This is a genomic window from Burkholderia sp. 8Y (genome assembly GCF_902506145.1).
GTDB lineage: Bacteria > Pseudomonadota > Gammaproteobacteria > Burkholderiales > Burkholderiaceae > Caballeronia.
In genome coordinates this window covers 1,980,341-1,994,619 of sequence record NZ_LR733520.1, presented here as the reverse complement: position 1 = coordinate 1,994,619, position 14,279 = coordinate 1,980,341, and the positions used below count along the sequence as shown (strand labels likewise).

The 14,279-nt window shown below is 64.5% G+C and carries 15 protein-coding genes and 2 tRNA genes; 8 read left to right on the top strand and 9 right to left on the bottom strand.

Going from position 1 to position 14,279, the window contains the following annotated elements:
• Positions 1–12: 12 nt before the first annotated feature.
• The 6 genes from GV035_RS19935 to GV035_RS19910 all read right to left on the bottom strand — a co-directional run bounded on the left by GV035_RS19935 (position 13) and on the right by GV035_RS19910 (position 4,489).
• Entirely contained in the window at positions 13–777 is a 765-nt protein-coding gene (locus tag GV035_RS19935; RefSeq protein ID WP_159836692.1) for a DUF4088 family protein, read from the bottom strand.
• A gap of 140 nt (positions 778–917) precedes the next feature.
• On the bottom strand, positions 918–1,241 hold the full coding sequence (locus GV035_RS19930; protein WP_159836691.1) for an AzlD domain-containing protein: 324 nt from the start codon (positions 1,239–1,241) through the stop codon (positions 918–920).
• Positions 1,238–1,915 (bottom strand): AzlC family ABC transporter permease, encoded by a 678-nt coding sequence (locus GV035_RS19925; RefSeq protein WP_159838085.1) that lies wholly within the window; start codon positions 1,913–1,915, stop codon positions 1,238–1,240. Before GV035_RS19925 ends, GV035_RS19930 begins: the two co-directional genes overlap by 4 nt.
• 142 nt (positions 1,916–2,057) lie before the next feature.
• Positions 2,058–2,897 (bottom strand): helix-turn-helix transcriptional regulator, encoded by an 840-nt coding sequence (locus GV035_RS19920; RefSeq protein WP_159836690.1) that lies wholly within the window; start codon positions 2,895–2,897, stop codon positions 2,058–2,060.
• 71 nt (positions 2,898–2,968) lie between these two features.
• Positions 2,969–3,445 (bottom strand): CreA family protein, encoded by a 477-nt coding sequence (locus GV035_RS19915; RefSeq protein WP_159836689.1) that lies wholly within the window; start codon positions 3,443–3,445, stop codon positions 2,969–2,971.
• A 273-nt stretch (positions 3,446–3,718) separates the two neighbouring features.
• Complete coding sequence (locus GV035_RS19910) at positions 3,719–4,489, bottom strand: FadR/GntR family transcriptional regulator (RefSeq protein ID WP_159836688.1); 771 nt, start codon at positions 4,487–4,489, stop codon at positions 3,719–3,721.
• A 118-nt stretch (positions 4,490–4,607) separates the two neighbouring features.
• On the opposite strand from GV035_RS19910, the gene GV035_RS19905 reads away from it, so the two are divergent.
• Genes GV035_RS19905 through GV035_RS19895 form a run of 3 tightly spaced genes read left to right on the top strand, consistent with a single transcriptional unit; the run spans position 4,608 to position 7,317 of the window.
• Positions 4,608–5,351, top strand: a complete 744-nt coding sequence (locus tag GV035_RS19905) for a (Fe-S)-binding protein (protein ID WP_159836687.1) — start codon at positions 4,608–4,610, stop codon at positions 5,349–5,351.
• Entirely contained in the window at positions 5,348–6,739 is a 1,392-nt protein-coding gene (locus GV035_RS19900; protein WP_159836686.1) for a lactate utilization protein B, read from the top strand. Before GV035_RS19905 ends, GV035_RS19900 begins: the two co-directional genes overlap by 4 nt.
• On the top strand, positions 6,736–7,317 hold the full coding sequence (locus GV035_RS19895; protein ID WP_159836685.1) for a LutC/YkgG family protein: 582 nt from the start codon (positions 6,736–6,738) through the stop codon (positions 7,315–7,317). Before GV035_RS19900 ends, GV035_RS19895 begins: the two co-directional genes overlap by 4 nt.
• 178 nt (positions 7,318–7,495) lie before the next feature.
• On the opposite strand, the gene GV035_RS19890 is transcribed toward GV035_RS19895, so the two are convergent.
• The 3 genes from GV035_RS19890 to fdxA form a co-directional block, all read right to left on the bottom strand.
• Positions 7,496–7,571, bottom strand: a tRNA-Asn gene (locus tag GV035_RS19890).
• A 63-nt stretch (positions 7,572–7,634) separates the two neighbouring features.
• A tRNA-Asn gene (locus GV035_RS19885) sits at positions 7,635–7,710 on the bottom strand.
• 118 nt (positions 7,711–7,828) lie between these two features.
• Positions 7,829–8,152: a ferredoxin FdxA gene (gene fdxA / locus GV035_RS19880; protein ID WP_159836684.1), complete on the bottom strand. Its 324-nt coding sequence runs from the start codon at positions 8,150–8,152 to the stop codon at positions 7,829–7,831.
• 274 nt (positions 8,153–8,426) lie between these two features.
• Here fdxA and pncB point away from each other — a divergent pair, with 274 nt between their 5' ends.
• The 5 genes from pncB (at position 8,427) to GV035_RS19855 (ending at position 14,277) form a co-directional block, all read left to right on the top strand.
• Entirely contained in the window at positions 8,427–9,617 is a 1,191-nt protein-coding gene (gene pncB, locus GV035_RS19875; RefSeq protein WP_159836683.1) for a nicotinate phosphoribosyltransferase, read from the top strand.
• Positions 9,618–9,746: 129 nt separating this feature from the next.
• The gene (locus tag GV035_RS19870) at positions 9,747–10,418 is read left to right on the top strand and encodes a LutC/YkgG family protein (protein ID WP_159836682.1); all 672 of its coding nucleotides are present in this window, start codon (positions 9,747–9,749) and stop codon (positions 10,416–10,418) included.
• A gap of 47 nt (positions 10,419–10,465) precedes the next feature.
• Positions 10,466–11,833 (top strand): sodium:proton antiporter, encoded by a 1,368-nt coding sequence (locus GV035_RS19865; protein WP_159836681.1) that lies wholly within the window; start codon positions 10,466–10,468, stop codon positions 11,831–11,833.
• 9 nt (positions 11,834–11,842) lie between these two features.
• Positions 11,843–12,823: a 2-hydroxyacid dehydrogenase gene (locus GV035_RS19860; RefSeq protein ID WP_159836680.1), complete on the top strand. Its 981-nt coding sequence runs from the start codon at positions 11,843–11,845 to the stop codon at positions 12,821–12,823.
• Positions 12,820–14,277 carry a DNA recombination protein RmuC gene (locus GV035_RS19855; RefSeq protein WP_159836679.1) on the top strand — a complete coding sequence of 486 codons (1,458 nt, stop codon included), beginning with the start codon at positions 12,820–12,822 and terminating at the stop codon, positions 14,275–14,277. Before GV035_RS19860 ends, GV035_RS19855 begins: the two co-directional genes overlap by 4 nt.
• Positions 14,278–14,279: the final 2 nt, after the last annotated feature.

Here is a 14,279-nt window from a genome sequence, read left to right as displayed (position 1 = left end):
CGTGGCCGGGCTTCAGCGCGCGGCGCGCGAAGTCTTCGGTGCGCGCGGCGCGTTTCCGAAGATGCTGCGCAGCCACGCCGCGAAGCGCGTGAAGCCGTCGTAGGGCTCGTCGACGAAAAGCTCGGGCCGCAGCGAGCGAAGATATTCGAGCAGTTGCTGCGCTTCCTGTTTCTGAATCGATCCATAGAAGATGCCGAGGCGCAGCAGCGCGCGCAATTCGCCGAGCTTTTCGCGCGCCGCCGAGCCGACGTTCGTTTCGACCGCGATCTTCGCCTCGAATACGCGCTGGCGCAGGGAATCGGCGAGGCGCCAGGCGGGCGTCTGCATTTTCTGCTCGACTTCGCGGATATCCACCGCCGCCGACTTGATCTGCGAGGCGAGCACGTCCACCTGCGAGGCGTCGCCGTTGGCTTCCGTGACGATCGCCGTCGCCCATTCGCGCGACGCCTTCACCAGATCCTCTGCGTTCCAGTCCGAGCGGATCGCGAATGCGAAGCCGTGCTCGGCCGCCTGCCGGATCAGGATTTCGACGACATCCGGGAACTCCTTGTCGAGCGCGCGCTTGGCCCACGCATACTGGCCGTGCGTGAGCATGCGCTGCACGGCCTGCTCGGTGAGCGGAGTGTCGTTGTCGAGCAGCTTCGCGCGCAGAAAATCCTCGAAAGAGGGCGTGACGAACTGCGGGTCGAGCTTGAGCGACAGACGCAGGAACGCCTCGAAGTCGCGATTGAGCGACGCGATCGTCTCGTCGCGCAACGAAAGGGTGATTTGACGCATGTCGGTTTCCGGTTCCGCGCTCGGCTGGCCCGATGGCGGGAGATGCTGTCGGCCTGCCGCGCGGGCGGAGTCCGTTCGTTTCAGATAACGGCGGGGCGGCCGGAAACTTGAGGGCTTTCTGAAAGGCGTCGCGCTGATCGTCAGCGCAGCACGACAAGCTGCCAGACGAAGAACACGGCGAGCGACACGGCGATCGTCAGCAGCGCGCGGCGCGTCGACGCGCAAATGAGGATGGCGACCGCCGCCGCGACGAGTTGCGGATTGCGCCACGTCAGCTCGGCGCCGTTGCCGTGCGGCGAGACGGTCATCGGCACGATGATCGCGGTGAGCACCGTCACCGGCACGAAGCCGAGCGCCGTGCCCACGACGGGCGCGAACGACAGGCGCTCGCCGAGCACGAACACGGCGGCCCGGATCAGGTACGTGATGAGCGCCATGCCGACAATCAGGATGACGTAGTTCATTGCGTGCGCTCCTTCGCGTCTTTCATGCGCGGCCGTTGTTCGACGAGCGTCAGCAGCAAGCCGACGCCGACGCCCGCCAGCACCGCCGCCAGCAGCCCGAGCTTGTACGGCCAGCCTTGCCACGCGAACGAGAGCACGCCCGAGGCCAGCGCCGCCGCCACGAAGCGCAGCGCCACGAGTTGCGGCACGATGATCGCGATGAACGTGGCGACCATCGCGAAGTCGAGACCCAGCGATTTCAGGCCCGGAAACGCCGCGCCGAAGAAGAGTCCGATGAGCGTCCACGCCTGCCAGTTGACGTACATCGCGAGACCGGAGCCGAGGAAATAGTGCGGCCCCGTTTCGCCGGGTGTGCGCCCCCGATAATGCGCGTAGGCGACGGCGAACACTTCGTCGGTCATGAGGCCCGCCAGCGCCCAGCGCCAGCGCGCGGGCAAATGCGCGACGTACGGCGCGAGCGTCGCCGAATAGAGCACGTGCCGCAGATTCACGACGAAGGTGGTCCCCCAGATCACGGCGAAGCTCGCGTGCCCCGCGATCATGCCGACCGCGATGAACTGCGCCGAGCCGGCGAACACCGCGAGCGACATCAGCTGGCCGTGCCAGAGCGCAAGCGGACTGGCGGTGACGAGCGTGCCGAAGATCACGCCGAAGGGCGCCGCGCCGATCATCATCGGAATGGTGTCGCGTGCGCCGGCGGCGAGTTCCCGCCAGGCGTTGCCGGATGGTGCGTTCAAAATCGTCCTCCTGATGCGCGGAGGATAAGCCCGAAGGCGCGGGAAGGCTTGTACGTTCTTGCGGCGCGCGGCCGGCGAATCAGCGCCAGCGCCCAGGCGCGACGCCGAACGCCCGCTTGAAATGGCGCGTGAAATGGCTTTGGTCGGTGAAGCCGCTCGCCGCCGCGACGTGCGCGATGGACGCCCCCGCGCGCAACGCCGGCAACGCCCGCGCGATGCGCAACTGGTTGCGCCACGCATGCGGCGCAAGACCCGTTTCGCGCGAGAAAAGCCGCGCCGCGTGAAACGTCGACAGCCCGACGGTGCGCGCGAGTTCGGCGAGCGTGACGGGTTCGGGCAGATCGTCGGCGAGGCGAGCTTTCATCGTGGCGACGCGGGCGGCATCGGCGGCGGGCGGCGCGCACGACGGCCGTTCGAGCGCGTGCCGCGCAAGCAGCGTCGTCACGGCATCGAGAAGCGCGGTTTCAGCGGCGAGGGGATCGGCGGCGAGGGGATCGGCGCGCGTCAGGTTTTCGAGCGCGCAATGCGCGGTCACGAGCCGGCGCGCGAGATCGTCATCGCGGATGATGTACGCCGCGAACCACGGCGACGCGGCGCGCGGCGACAGTTCGCGCGCAAGCGCCTCGACGAACGGCACCGGCAGATAGAACACGCGATAGCGCCATCCCGTATCGACGGCTCGCGCGCCCGTATGCACCTCGCCCGGATTGATGACCGGCACCGAGCCGGCGTCCGCCACATAACGCGAGCCGCGATAGTCGTAACACTCCGCGCCCGCTTCGATCACCGGCACCGTGTACGCGTCGTGCCAGTGCGGGGTGAACGCGTGATCGTAGTACTCGGCGGTGACCATGTCCGCGTCCGGCACGAGCGGCGAGCGCCAGTAACGCGCGGCGTTGCGAAAGCGTGGGGCGCTCATCGGTCAATGGGAAGGCTGGGCGGGAATCGCTCAGTCTACCGCTTCCGTCAACCGCAGACGGCAGGCGGCGCTCACTTCACCGGAATGGCCGTGCCTTCGGGCACCGGAACCGCCGTGACGCTGTTCTTGGCGCTGCCGGTCGCGACGCGGTCGCTGTACGTCAGATACACGAGCGTGTTGCGCTTCGTATCGACGATGCGAACCACATGCAGCGTCTTGAAGATCAGCGACATGCGATCCGTGAACACATCGGTCTTTTGCTTGAGCGGCTGCGCGATCTTGATCGGCGCGACCTGACGGCATGCGATGGATGCCTCCGTCGGGTCTTCCGCGATGCCGAGCGTGCCCTTCACGCCGCCCGTGCGCGCCCGCGACACGTAGCAGGTCACGCCCGAGACGAGCGGATCGTCGTAGGCTTCGACGCTCACGCGGTCCGAGCCGGTGAAACGAAAGTTGGTGTTGACGCTCGCGATTTCCTCGGCGTGCGCGAGCGCAGCGCCGAGAGACAGGAGCGATGCGGACAAAGCGAAGGTGGCGGCGCGTTTCATCGGAATCTCACGGATAAAAGAAAAGGGCGTCGTATTGTAGCGACGCCCTTCGTTTCTTCTGCTGCGTGCGGTTCCCGCATCAATGGAAGATCAGATAAAGGATCACCAGCACCACGACCGGCACACCGAGCAGCCATCCGAGTAGGTAAGGCATGTCGTCCTCCTTCGCATGTTGTTTTTGACGATTCCAGTATCGCGGACCGTGGAGGTTCGCGTTAGCGGTGCGCGTCCGAAATGCGTGTAGGCGTAGTCCTATCAACTATTACGGCGGCGTTACGGATTCGTCATGCCATCGTGAGATACGCCGCCGCGCGTCTTGCGCCCCGGACGATCGCGATAGAGCGCGTGAACGTAGTCCAGATGCGCGCCCGCGCATTCGCGCGCGCGGGCGGGATCGCGTGCGACGATTGCATCGAGCATCGCGCGATGCTGGGCCAGTAGGTCGGCTTCGACTGCGTCGTCGTAATCGACCAGACGGTGCGACGTGAGCATGGATTCGCGCATCACTTCGTTCAGGCCGTGCATCACGTGCGTCAGCGCGATGTTGTGCGTCGCATCCGCAATCGCCAGATGGAACGCCGCGTCTTTCTCCGCGATGCGCGTGCTTTTCTGCGCGACGGCGGATTGCAGCGCGTCGAACGCGGCGGCGATGCGCGCGAGGTCGGCATCGGTGGCGCGCTCGGCGGCGTAGGCCGTGGCGAGCGTTTCGAGGCCGTGACGCAGTTCGAGCACATCGCCGCTCGCGTCGGGCTGCTGTTCGAGCAGGGCGGCAAGCGGAAGCGAGACGAGCGGCGCGGTCACGTCCGATACGACGAAACCGCCGCGTCCCACTGCGCGAATGAATCCATCCGATTCGAGGCGGATGAGCGCCTCGCGCAACGACGGCCGCGACACGTTCAACTGCTCGGCGAGGTCGCGCTCGGCGGGCAGGCGCTGGCCGGGCAGCAGCGTGCCGTTCGAGATCAGTCCGCGAATCTGGCCTGACACGACATCGGCGAGGCGCACGCGGGCGTAGGCGTGCGAGTGGACGGGCTGGAAGGTCATCGTTTGAAGCAACGCGGCGAGAGGCTTTGGATTACCCTAGTTTGACACGAAAGCGCCACTTCCCTAAAGTCTTGGTCAGACCAAGCTGACCAAAGCGGACTTCCTCCGACGCGATCCTATGAAAGTTGCCCTGTTCGTCCCTTGTTTCATCGATGCGTTCTACCCGCAAATCGGCATTGCCACGCTGGAATTGCTGGAGCGGCTGGGCGTCGATGTCGACTATCCGCAGGATCAGACGTGCTGCGGCCAGCCGATGGCCAATAGCGGCGCGCACGCCGACGCCGCCGGCGCGGAGCGCGTATTCGCCCGCAATTTCGCGGACTACGACTACGTGGTCGGGCCGTCGGCGAGCTGCACGCATCATGTACGCGAGCATTTCACTGCCATCGAGCAGACGAGCGCCGTCCAGAAGGTGCGCAAAAGCACCTACGAACTGGTCGAATTCCTGCACGACGTCTTGCAGGTGCGGGACTTCCCGTGGGCCGAGTTTCCGCATCGCGTCGGCCTGCACAACAGTTGCAGCGCGGTGCGGCATCTGCGCGAGACATCGAATTCGGAAGTGGCGGGAACGCCTTATTCGAAGCCACGCGCCTTGCTCGAACGCGTGAAGGGCATCGAGTTCGTGTCGCCCGCGCGGCCCGATGAATGCTGCGGCTTCGGCGGCACGTTCTCCGTGACCGAGGAAGCGGTGTCCGTGCGCATGGGGCAGGACAAGGTGCGCGATCACATCGGCGCGGGCGCGGAGTACATCGTGTCGGGCGACATGTCGTGCCTCATGCATCAGCAGGGCTGCGCGGAGCGCATGAAGCTCGACGCGAAGTTCATCCACATTGCGCAGGTTCTGAACGGAGCGCGGGCATGACGAAGACCGTTCGCATCGATCACGCGAAGGCTGCGGGCGCGTTCCTGCAGAAGAGCGACCACGTCGCGTTTCACGACAAGCGGCTCTGGGATTTGCGCACGAAGCGCGATGCGCAGGCGCACGGCATTCCCGAATGGGAAACGCTGCGCAATCTGGCCTCGGGCATCAAGGAACACACGCTGTCCAACCTCGCCGATTACATCGCGCAATTCGCGGATCAGGCGGAGAGAAACGGCGTCGTCGTGCATTTCGCGGCGGACGCGGAAGAGCACAACGCGCTCGTTCACAAGCTGATGAGCGAGCGCGGCATGACCACGCTCGTCAAGAGCAAGTCGATGCTGACCGACGAATGCTACATGCGCGATTATCTGGAGCCGCGCGGCATCACGGTGATGGAAACCGATCTGGGCGAACGCATTCAGCAGCTCGATCATCAGGACCCGAGCCATATGGTCGTCCCGGCCGTCCACAAGCTGCGCGCGGACGTAGCCGAACTGTTCGGCAAGACCATCGGCACCGATCCGAAGAATAGCGACATCCACTATCTCGCGGAAAGCCAGCGCATGAACACGCGGCCGTACTTCGTGCGCGAGAAGACGGCGGGCATGACGGGCTGCAATTTCGCGGTGGCACAGACGGGAACGGTCGTCGTCTGCACGAACGAGGGCAACGCGGATCTCTCCGCGAATGTGCCGCCGATGCATATCGCGTCCATCGGCATCGAGAAGCTGATTCCGACCATTGCCGATCTCGGCGTCTTCGTGCGGATGCTCTCGCGCAGCGCGCTCGGCTCGCCGATCACGCAGTACACGTCGCACTTTCGCGCGCCCCGGCCGGGCACGGAGATGCACTTCATCCTCGTCGATAACGGGCGCTCCGAGCGGCTTGCGCTGGAAGACTTCTGGTATTCGCTCAAGTGCATCCGCTGCGGCGCGTGCATGAACACGTGCCCGGTGTATCGGAGAAGCGGCGGGCTCTCGTATGGCGGCACGTATACGGGGCCGATCGGCGCGATCATCAACCCGACCCACGATTTGAAGCGCTACAGCAGTCTGCCGTTCGCCTCGACGCTCAACGGCAGTTGCACGAACGTCTGCCCGACGAAGGTCAACATTCACGAGCAGATCTACAAGTGGCGCGCGGTGATCGCGGAGCGTCACGAAGTGCCGTTCGTGAAGCAGGAAGTGCTGAAGATGGCGGGGCGTCTGCTCGCGAGTCCGACGCTTTATCGCGCGACGGTCGCGTCGCTTGGCGGCGCGTTGAAGCGCCTGCCCAACTTCATGCTGTATAACCCGCTCAACATCTGGGGACGCGGGCGCGACTTGCCCGAAGCGCCCGCCGAGACCTTCCATGAGTGGTACAAGAAAAACCGGAAGCCCGTCAAATGACGACCCGTGATGCCTTTCTCGCGAAAATTCGCGCAGCGCAGCCCGCCGCGCGCCCGCGCCCCGAACTGCCGATTTTTCCGTCGCCTGAAGGCGACTTGCAGACGCGCTTCATCGCCGCGCTCACCGCGATGGGCGGAACCACGGCGCACGCGCACAGCCTCGACGAAGTGAAGGAGATGATCGCCGCGCGTTTCGGTGCGGATGCGGTCGTGGCCTCCGCCGTGCCGGGCATCGAAGGCACGCGCGCGCTGTCGCGCGAGACGTCGCCTGCGTCGCTACAGGATGTCGACGTGGGCGTCGTGCGCGGGCGCTTCGGCGTCGCGGAAACGGGGTCCGTCTGGTTCAGCGAAGCGGAGTACGTCGTCAATTCGATCGGCTATCTCGTGCAGCATCTTGTCGTGCTGCTCGATCCCGCGCAACTCGTCGACGGCTTGCAGCAGGTGTATCGGCGGCCCGACTTCCAGTCGGCGCGCTATGCCGTGCTGGTCACGGGACCATCCGCGACGGCGGATATCGAAGGCGTGCTGATTCGCGGCGCGCAGGGCGTGCGCTCGCTGACCGTCGTGTGGATTCAGTAGCGCCAGAAGAGGGACACCGCGATGCCGCGCACCTGCGGTGGCTTTATCTGCGTCAACGAGCCGTGACGGAATCATGCAAGTGGAAATTGAGTGTCCGCTTAAACCGCGCGCTGAGACGTGGGGAAGGGCTGAAAAGCAAAAAGCCCAGTCGTATGACTGGGCTTTTGCTTGAAACTTCTGGCTCCCCGACCTGGGCTCGAACCAGGGACCTACGGATTAACAGTCCGGCGCTCTACCGACTGAGCTATCGGGGAACATCTACAACGGTGAGACTGACTAAAAAGCCCAGTGAACTGACTGGGCTTTGCTGAATTTTTTGGCTCCCCGACCTGGGCTCGAACCAGGGACCTACGGATTAACAGTCCGGCGCTCTACCGACTGAGCTATCGGGGAACATCTACAGCAGAGAAGCGGAATTATAGGGAGCGTCTCTTACCCTGTCAACGCCGATTCTTCACTCGAAACACCTTTTTGCACCGACGCGAACTCGTCCGAAGGACGAGCGTTTGCCTCAACGCTCGAGCAGATTCAGCTTGTCCTTCACGTCCTTGAATTCGTCCGCTTCGGCCAGCGGCGCCTTTGTCTTCGTGATGCTCGGCCAGTTGCGCGCGAGATCGGCGTTCAGTTCGATGAACTGCTGCTGGTCGCCGGGCACGTCTTCTTCGGCATAAATGGCATTCACCGGGCATTCGGCCACGCACACGGCGCAGTCGATGCACTCGTCCGGATCGATCGCGAGAAAGTTGGGACCTTCGCGGAAGCAATCCACCGGGCACACATCCACACAGTCGGTGTAGCGGCACTTGATGCAGCTTTCGGTCACAACGTGAGTCATTCAGGCTCCTGCATGCGCAATTCGTGGGGGCGGCGTCGGGCGGCCTGCGTGGGCCGGGCGAGTTCGCGCGCCGAAACGCGTATTGTAGCGTAACGGTCCAAACGGGCGCGGACGCCGCCGGAGCTGCCTTATATCGTTTTGCAATGTAGATATGCGCGCCTGGCAAAAAGGGTCGGCGAGCATCTTGCCGGTCCGCGCATTCGGGTAACATGGCCCAAAAGCACGCCGCAGCAAGACGGCGCGCGGTCTCATCGCTCGATGTTCCAGTCAAACCATGATCATCAATTCGCTGCTCGATACCGACCTCTACAAGTTCACGATGATGCAGGTCGTGCTGCATCACTTCCCGGCTGCGCACGCGGAGTATCGCTTCCGCTGCCGCACGCCGAATGTCGATCTCGTGCCGTACATCGACGAGATCCGCGACGAAGTGCGCCAGCTTTGCAACTTGCGCTTCCGTGAAGAAGAGCTCGACTATCTACGGCGCATGCGCTTCATGAAGAGCGATTTCATCGACTTCCTCGCGCTTTTCCATCTGAACGAGAAGTCCATTCGGATTTCACCGTCGCCGAAGAACAATGGCGAGATCGACATTCTGATCGAAGGCCCGTGGCTGCATACGATCCTGTTCGAAATCCCGATGCTCGCCATCGTCAACGAGGTCTACTTTCGCAACACGCAGCGTCAGCCGGAGTACGAAACCGGGCGCGAGCGTCTGCGCGACAAGATCAAGCTGCTCGCCACGCCGCCCGAATATTCCGATTGCAAGATCGCCGACTACGGCACGCGCCGCCGCTTCTCGAAGCAGTGGCACGAGGAAGTCGTGCTGACGCTCAAGGAGCGGCTCGGCGAACAGTTCGCGGGCACGAGCAACGTGTTCTACGCGATGAAGCACGGTCTGCGGCCGCTCGGCACGATGGCGCACGAGTATTTGCAGGCGTGTCAGGCGCTCGGCCCCCGCCTGCGCGATTCGCAGATTTTCGGCTTCGAGATGTGGGCGAAGGAATATCGGGGCGATCTCGGCATCGCGCTGTCGGACGTCTACGGCATGAAAGCGTTCCTGCGCGACTTCGACATGTATTTCTGCAAGCTTTTCGACGGCGCGCGCCACGATTCGGGCGATCCCTTCGACTGGGGTGAGCGTCTCATCAAGCATTACGAAGAAAACCGCTGCGATCCGCGCACGAAGGTGCTCGTCTTTTCCGACGCGCTCGACATTCCCAAAGTGCTGCAACTCTACGAGCGTTTCCGTGGCCGCTGTCAGCTCGCGTTCGGCGTCGGCACGAATCTCACGAACGATCTCGGTTATCAGCCGCTGCAGATCGTAATCAAGATGGTCCGCTGCAACGGGCAGCCGGTGGCGAAACTCTCCGATTCGCCCGGCAAGAACATGTGCGACGACAAGGCGTATCTCGCGTACCTGCGTCAGGTGTTCGGCATCGAGCAGCCGGTCGAGGAAAGCTGACACGTCACGCGGCCTATGCCGTTCGGCTGAGGTTCGCGCGCGCGGACCGGTCGATATAATCACTTTCAGCTTCACGTCGCGGATAATCCGCCGCGACGTTCCCACGCTTGCATCCACGAGGACGGCACCATGGACACATCGGCCGCGCGCCGCAACATTCTCGCGCGCATTCGAAACGCGCAGGGCAGGCGAGGCGCGCCGACAGACGCCGAGCGCGCCGCCGCCGAAGAATATCTGGCGCGGCATCCCGCTGGCCCGCGTCCACCGCTTCCCGCCACGCGGGACGAACTGATCGCGCGTTTTCGTCTGGAGGCCGAACGTCTTTCGACGAGCGTCGCCGAAGTCGAGACGCTCGCCGATGCCCCCGCCGAAGCCGCGCGCTATCTCCACGCGCTCGATCTTTCCCGCGATGTCGTCGCGTGGCCCGCGCTCGGCGGTTTGCCGTGGGCGCAAGCGGGCATTGCGGCGTCGCTGCGCAAGCCGGTGGACGCGGACCTCGTCGGCATCACCGGCTGCTTTTGCGCGGCTGCCGAGACCGGCTCCATCGTGCTGCTGTCGGGGCCCGAAACGCCCGCGTCCGGCGCGCTGTTGCCGCAGACGCATATCGCCATCGTCCCGGCATCGCGCATCGTCGCGGCCCATGAGGACGCCTTCGCGCTGATGCGGCAGGAGCGGGGCGAACTCCCGCGCGCCGTGAACTTCGTGTCGGGGCCGTCCCGCACCGGCGACATCGAGCAGACCATCGTGCTCGGCGCACACGGTCCGTATCGCGTACACGCCATCATCGTGCGGGGAGCGTAAGGACAGTGCCGCGTTTCGTTTCTGGCTTTCTGCTATCGCTCTTTGCGATGTCCAATGCTTCGGCTGCCACGCTCGACGGCGCGTCCTTGTCGGCGGCGTGGGGCATTCCGTTCATCGGCATTCTGCTGTCCATTGCGGTGTTTCCGCTCGTCGCCAGCAAAGTGTGGCATCACCATTTCGGCAAGATCGCGGCGGCGTGGGCGCTGGCGTTCCTTGCGCCCTTCGCGCTGGCGTTCGGCATCGGCACGGCGTTCGGCGTGCTCGTCCACGCGATGCTCGAAGAGTACGTGCCGTTCATCGTTCTGCTTGCGGCGCTCTATACCGTGGCGGGCGGCATCTGCGTGCGCGGCAATCTGCACGGCTCGGCGCGCGTCAATACCGCGCTGCTCGCGCTCGGCACTGCGCTCGCCAGCATCATGGGAACGACGGGCGCGGCCATGCTGCTCATCCGCCCGCTCTTGCGCGCCAACGACAATCGCAAGCATGCCGTGCATGTCGTGGTGTTCTTCATTTTTCTCGTGGCGAACGCGGGCGGCTCGCTGTCGCCGCTCGGCGATCCGCCGCTCTTTCTCGGCTTTCTGAACGGCGTCGGTTTTTTCTGGACCACGCTGCATCTCGCGCTGCCGATGCTCTTCATCTGCGCCGTGCTGCTCGCGCTGTTCTACGCGCTCGACAGCTATTACTGGCGGCACAAGGAAGAATCGCGGCGGCCGTTTCTCGATCCGACGCCGGACACGCCCAGTCTCGGCATCGACGGCAAGATCAATTTCGTGTTGCTCGCGGTCATCGTCGCGCTCGTGCTGATGAGCGGCGTGTGGAAGCCGGGCGTCGAATTCGACGTGTTCGGCACGCATGTCGCGTTGCAGAACGTCCTGCGGGACGGCGCGCTCGTCGTCGTGTTGCTGGCCTCGCTCGTGCTGACGCCCAAGGCGGCCCGTGCGGGCAACGCGTTCGACTGGGCGCCCATCGTCGAAGTCGCCAAACTCTTCGCGGCGATCTTCGTGACCATCGCCCCGGTCATCATCATTCTGCGCGTGGGCAAGGCGGGCGCGTTCGCGGGCATCGTCCGCGCGGTATCGGACGCGAACGGCAAGCCTGTCGATATCGCCTATTTCTGGACGACCGGGCTGTTGTCCTCGTTCCTCGACAATGCGCCGACCTATCTGGTGTTCTTCAATCTCGCCGGCGGCGACGCGCAGACGCTCATGACCACGGGCGCCACGACGCTCGCGGCGATTTCGGCGGGCGCGGTGTTCATGGGCGCGAACTCGTACATCGGCAACGCGCCGAATTTCATGGTGAAGGCAATCGCGGAATCGCGCGGCGTGCGCATGCCCGGTTTTTTCGGCTATATCGGCTGGTCGTGCGTCGTGCTGTTGCCGCTTTTCGCCGTCACCGGCTGGCTATTTTTCTAGGAGCATGCGATGAAGAAAGTGCTTGTGGCTCGCCCGACGTTTCCCGACGTGATCGAGCGCCTGAAACAGTATTTCGAAGTCGACGTGAACCTGGGCGACGTGATGCCGCAAGACGAATTCGCGCGCCGTCTCGCCGACAAGGACGGCGCGTTCACGGCGGGCGAGATGGTCGGCGAGAACGAACTGGCGGGCGCGCCGAAGCTGAAAGTGGTCGCCAACATGGCGGTCGGCTATAACAACTTCGACATGCAGGCGTTCGACGCGCACAAGGTGCTCGGCACCAACACGCCGCACGTGCTGAACGAAAGCACCGCCGATTTCGGCTGGGCGTTGATGATGGCGGCAGCGCGCCGCGTCACCGAGTCGGAGCACTTTCTGCGCGCGGGCAAGTGGCAGAAGTGGTCGTTCGATTCGTTTCTCGGCGTCGATGTGTACGGCTCGACGCTGGGCGTGATCGGCATGGGACGCATCGGGCAGGCGCTCGCGCGGCGGGCGCGCGGCTTCGACATGCGCGTGATCTATCACAATCGCTCGCGCGTCGCGCCGGAAATCGAAGCGCAACTCAATGCGGAATACGCGTCGAAGGATGATTTGCTCAAGCGCGCGGATCACGTCGTGCTCGTGCTGCCGTATTCGAAGGAAAGCCATCACACGATCGGCGCGGCTGAGCTTGCGCTGATGAAGCCGACGGCCACGCTGACGAACATCGCGCGTGGCGGAATCGTCGATGACGCGGCGTTGATCGAAGCCCTGCGCGAAAAGCGCATCGCGGCAGCGGGCATCGACGTGTTCGAGGGCGAGCCGAACCTGAATCCCGATTTCCTGGCGCTGGACAACGTCGTGCTCACGCCGCATATTGCGAGCGCGACCGAAACGACGCGTCGCGCGATGGCGAATCTCGCTGCGGACAATCTGATCGCCGCGTTGGACGAAGGCCCGCGCGCGGGCAATCCGCCGAATCCGATCAACCCTAACGTGCTCGGCTCATGATCGAATGGCTGTACGGCGCGCTCGCGTTGGTGGCGGTCGCGCTGGTCATCGCGCTGATCGCGCTCGCCGCGGCCATGCGGCGCGCTGCGAACGTCGATATCGACGAGGAGTTCGCCGCCCTGACCGATCGCGTGAACGACATGGGCGAAGCGCACGGACGCGCGCAAGAGCGGCTCGAACGAGGGCTGCGCGGCGATATCGCGGAACACGCGCGCGTGTCGCGCATGGAATCGCAGAGCGGCTTCGCGCAGTTTCACCAGACGCTCGCGACGCAACTGGCGAGCACGTCGAGCGTGCAGAACGCGCAGTTCGACGCGCTCGCCCAGCAACTCGCGCAGCAAAGCCAGGATGCGCGCGAGGAGCAGGGCAACGCGCTCAAGCGTTTCGCCGATTCCATGACGCTGCATCTCGGGCAACTGTCCGAAGCCAACGATCGGCGCCTGACGGAAGTGCGCGCGACGCTGGAAGCGCGTCTCAAGGACATCGAAGCGAACAACGCGGCGAAGCTCGAGGAAATGCGCCGCACCGTCGACGAAAAACTTCACGCGACGCTGGAGCAGCGGCTGGGCGAATCGTTCAGGCTCGTGTCCGAGAGGCTGGAGCAGGTGCATCGCGGGCTGGGCGAGATGCAGTCGCTGGCTGCGGGCGTCGGCGATCTGAAAAAAGTGCTGACCAACGTCAAGACGCGCGGCATCTGGGGCGAAGTGCAGCTCGAATCGCTGCTGGAGCAGTTGCTCACGCCCGATCAGTACGCGAAGAACGTCGCGACCGTGCCGAACAGCAACGAACGCGTCGAGTTCGCGATCAAGCTGCCGGGGCGGCACGACGCGCCGGGTGTCGCCGGTTCATCGAGCGATGTCGCGACGCCCGTGTGGCTGCCCATCGACGCCAAGTTTCCACGTGAGGACTACGAGCGTCTCATCGACGCCCAGGAGCGCGCCGATCTAGTCGCGGTGGAAGATGCGTCGCGTGCGCTCGAAGGCCGCTTGCGCGCCGAGGCGCGGGCCATTGCGCAGAAGTACGTCGCGCCGCCTCATACGACGGACTTCGCGTTGCTGTTTCTGCCGACCGAAGGCTTGTACGCGGAAGTGCTGCGTCGTCCCGGCCTGAGCGACTTCCTGCAACGCGAGTATCGCGTGAGCGTGGCCGGTCCGACGACGTTGACCGCGCTGCTCAACAGTCTGCAAATGGGGTTCCGGACGCTTGCCATCGAGAAGCGGTCGAGCGAAGTGTGGCAGGTGCTCGGCGCGGTGAAGACGGAATTCGGCAAGTTCGGCGACGTGCTCGCGCGAACGAAGGCGCAACTGGAAACCGTCACGCGGTCGATCGAAGCGGCGCAGACGCGCACGCGTCAGATGGGCAAGCGCCTGCGCGAGGTGGAGGCGCTGCCGCACGAAAAGGCGGCGGGCGTGCTCGGGGACTTATCGTCGCCCGAGAGCGACGACGAACCGTGAAC